Annotated in this window: 3 protein-coding genes; 2 read left to right on the top strand and 1 reads right to left on the bottom strand. The window is 39.4% G+C overall.

Features of this window, described 5'->3' with window-relative positions:
- Both H5202_RS19860 and H5202_RS19855 read left to right on the top strand, forming a co-directional pair.
- Positions 1-1215: circularly permuted type 2 ATP-grasp protein (locus tag H5202_RS19860; RefSeq protein WP_182773583.1), on the top strand; the 1215-nt coding region annotated here is incomplete at its 5' end.
- Complete coding sequence (locus tag H5202_RS19855; RefSeq protein WP_336244821.1) at positions 1212-2138, top strand: alpha-E domain-containing protein; 927 nt, start codon at positions 1212-1214, stop codon at positions 2136-2138. The genes H5202_RS19860 and H5202_RS19855, both read left to right, overlap by 4 nt.
- 346 nt (positions 2139-2484) lie before the next feature.
- On the opposite strand, the gene H5202_RS19850 is transcribed toward H5202_RS19855, so the two are convergent.
- Positions 2485-2940 (bottom strand): alpha/beta hydrolase family protein (locus tag H5202_RS19850; protein WP_182773582.1); only part of this gene is annotated, 456 nt, incomplete at its 5' end.

Here is a 2940-nt window from a genome sequence, read left to right as displayed (position 1 = left end):
CCGAGATTAATCGATAAAAAAGAGTGGCTGGAAATAGAAATTGGACTGAAGCAGCGCGTTAAAGCACTGAACATGTTTATCAATGATTTATACAACGACCAAAATATTATTAAAGATGGGATTTTCCCCGCTGACTTGCTGCATAAATCCAAGAACTTCTTACCGCAATGTAAAGATTTTACTCCGCCACTTGGCGTATGGGCACATATTTGCGGCTCCGATTTAGTTAGGGATAATGAAGGTAAAGTCTATGTATTGGAAGATAATTTAAGAGTACCTTCTGGGGTATCTTATATGCTGGAAAATCGTTTAGTAATGAAACGCGTTTTCCCAGAAATGTTTGAAAAATACAACATTTTACCTATCGATGATTATCCATCTCAGCTATATGACATGTTAGCTAATATGTCTCCCAGAGAAATTGAAGAACCAGAAATAGTAGTGCTTACCCCAGGCATTTATAACTCAGCATATTTTGAACATGCCTATCTTGCCCAACAGATGGGCGCTGAGTTAGTAGAAGGCAGTGATTTGGTCGTCAATGACGATGATATTGTCTATATGCGTACCATTGAAGGTTTGTCCCGAGTGGATGTCATATATCGCCGAATTGATGATGAATTCCTTGATCCTGAAGTTTTCAATCCTGAATCTACTTTAGGCGTACCAGGTCTAATGCGTGCTTGGAAAGCCGGTAATGTTGCATTAACTAATGCACCAGGCTCAGGTGTGGCAGATGACAAAGTAGTGTATGCCTATGTACCTGACATTATTAAATACTACTTGAACGAAGACGCGCTGATAGCAAATGTGCCCACGTACAAGTGCTTTATTGATGAAGAGCGGGAATACGTACTCAACAATATTGAAAAAATGGTTGTTAAACCGGCCAATGAATCCGGTGGCTATGGCATGTTAATTGGGCCTCATGCTACGCCAGAAGAGCATGACGAATTCAGAAAGTTGATCACTGAAGACCCAAGAAATTATGTCGCTCAACCTATGCTTATTTTATCTACTGCTCCAACTTTGTTTGATACTAAAGTAGAGCCACGTCATCTTGATTTGCGACCTTTTGTGTTAAGTGGCAAAAATGTCACGGTTACCGCAGGCGGATTAACCCGAGTCGCAATGCGCAAGGGATCCACCGTGGTTAACTCGTCACAAGGTGGTGGTAGTAAAGACACCTGGATTGTAGATATGGAGTCAATATGAGCATGCTTTCAAGGGTCGCCAGCACTCTATACTGGCAGGCACGTTATTTAGAACGAGCCGAAAACACCGCACGCATTATCAATGTTAACTCTCACCTGTTATTGGATTTGCCCAAAAGTGTGGTTTTAGGTTGGGAGCCGATTGTAGATATTCTGTCTAATCGTGAGTTATTTTATTCTTTACATGATGATGCTACCGAACATGCGGTTATTAGCTTTATGGTTACTGATAAAGCAAACCCGAGCTCAATCATTAGTTCACTTAGCGCAGCTCGTGAAAATGCCCGAACCATAAGGGAAATCATTCCACGAGAAGCGTGGGAGCAAATTAATGCATTATATTTGTATGCCACTGAAAACCAAAAAAATGTATTTTCTAGACGTCAGCGTTATGATTATCTGAATAAAATAATTCTAGCCAACCAAACCATTACAGGTATGTTGGCTGGCACTATGACGCATGATGACTGTTATGAGTTTATTTGCATCGGCAGTAACATTGAACGCGCAGATATGACCACTAGGATCATTGATGTACGATCCGCTTCTTTGTTGCCTGATATAGAACATGAGCTATCCGCTTTTGATAATATTCAATGGATGAGCGTATTAAAATCGTTAACGGGCTATCAAATGTATCGCCGTGAAATGCGTTTGCGAATTAACCGAGCTGATGTATTGAAATTTTTACTGCAAGAAGAGCATTTTCCTCGCTCATTAAGGCATGCCTTACAGCAGGTTGAGCGAAGATTAGAACGCTTACCCCGCAATCATGATATTTCCAAGGCGTTGCAAGGGGCAAATAAGCAATTGATGTCGGCTAAGCCAGAAAAGCTTAAGCAGGATAAACTCCATGAGTTTATTGATCAAATGCAAATTGAGTTAGATAATTTACATGACAGCATAAGCCATACTTATTTTTAATCGTTAAACATGAAAGGGGAAAATTATTTCCCCTTTCATTTTCGTAGGTTCGTAGTATAAGGTCTAATTTTTTAACACTTAGAAAGTGCCTCTCATTTCCAAGTCTTTTCAATCCAACTGCATTAAAAAGCCTCAACACTCCATTTAATAAAAATGGGATGTAAAAACAACATTACCCGCCACTCAGTTACTTAATTAACATCTCTCACTTAATTAACATCTGTCAGCCAATATCCAAAACAGATTGTTGGATTAAGTCCCAAATAATTTGCGCTATCTTGCAGAATTATAGACACATGAATGATGCCTTCGGTATGTAAACAAGATTTTTATAACCATATCTTGATCATAATGTGTGTAAAAAAGCCTGATAACGGCTCATAGTATTGGCGTCACTGAGCATTCCTTGATGACCAACATTAGGTACCATAATCAATTCTTTATTAACCGATTGGCTGGCAGCAAACAGTTTTTCAGCCAGTTCAGGCGGAACTTCTTCATCATCGCCTGCAGCAATGATTAATAATGGCCCTTGATAATATTTTGCAACGACTTGCTTATTATCTATTTTACGAAAATCTTCTGGTATTTCTAACGTCATAAAAGGCGCCATATACCAAGGTGTTTTTTCGTCAACCCAGTCGTCGGCATTAGTTGCTGAACCGTGCAAAACCAATGCATCAATTTTATTGTTTTTGGCTAAATCTGCGGCAATAAAACTGCCCAACGAGTAACCGTGCAATATCACTTTTTTAGGCTGATATTGTTGATGTAAATAATCAGTTGTTGCTGCACATCTGCA

Source organism: Shewanella sp. SG41-4 (assembly GCF_014164505.1).
Classification (GTDB): domain Bacteria; phylum Pseudomonadota; class Gammaproteobacteria; order Enterobacterales; family Shewanellaceae; genus Shewanella.
This window is presented reverse-complemented; position numbering and strand designations above follow the sequence as displayed.

Excerpts from the sequence above, each read along its gene's own strand:
- H5202_RS19855 (WP_336244821.1), top strand. The coding sequence starts at position 1,212 with ATGAGCATGCTTTCAAGGGTCGCCAGCACTCTATACTGGCAGGCACGT.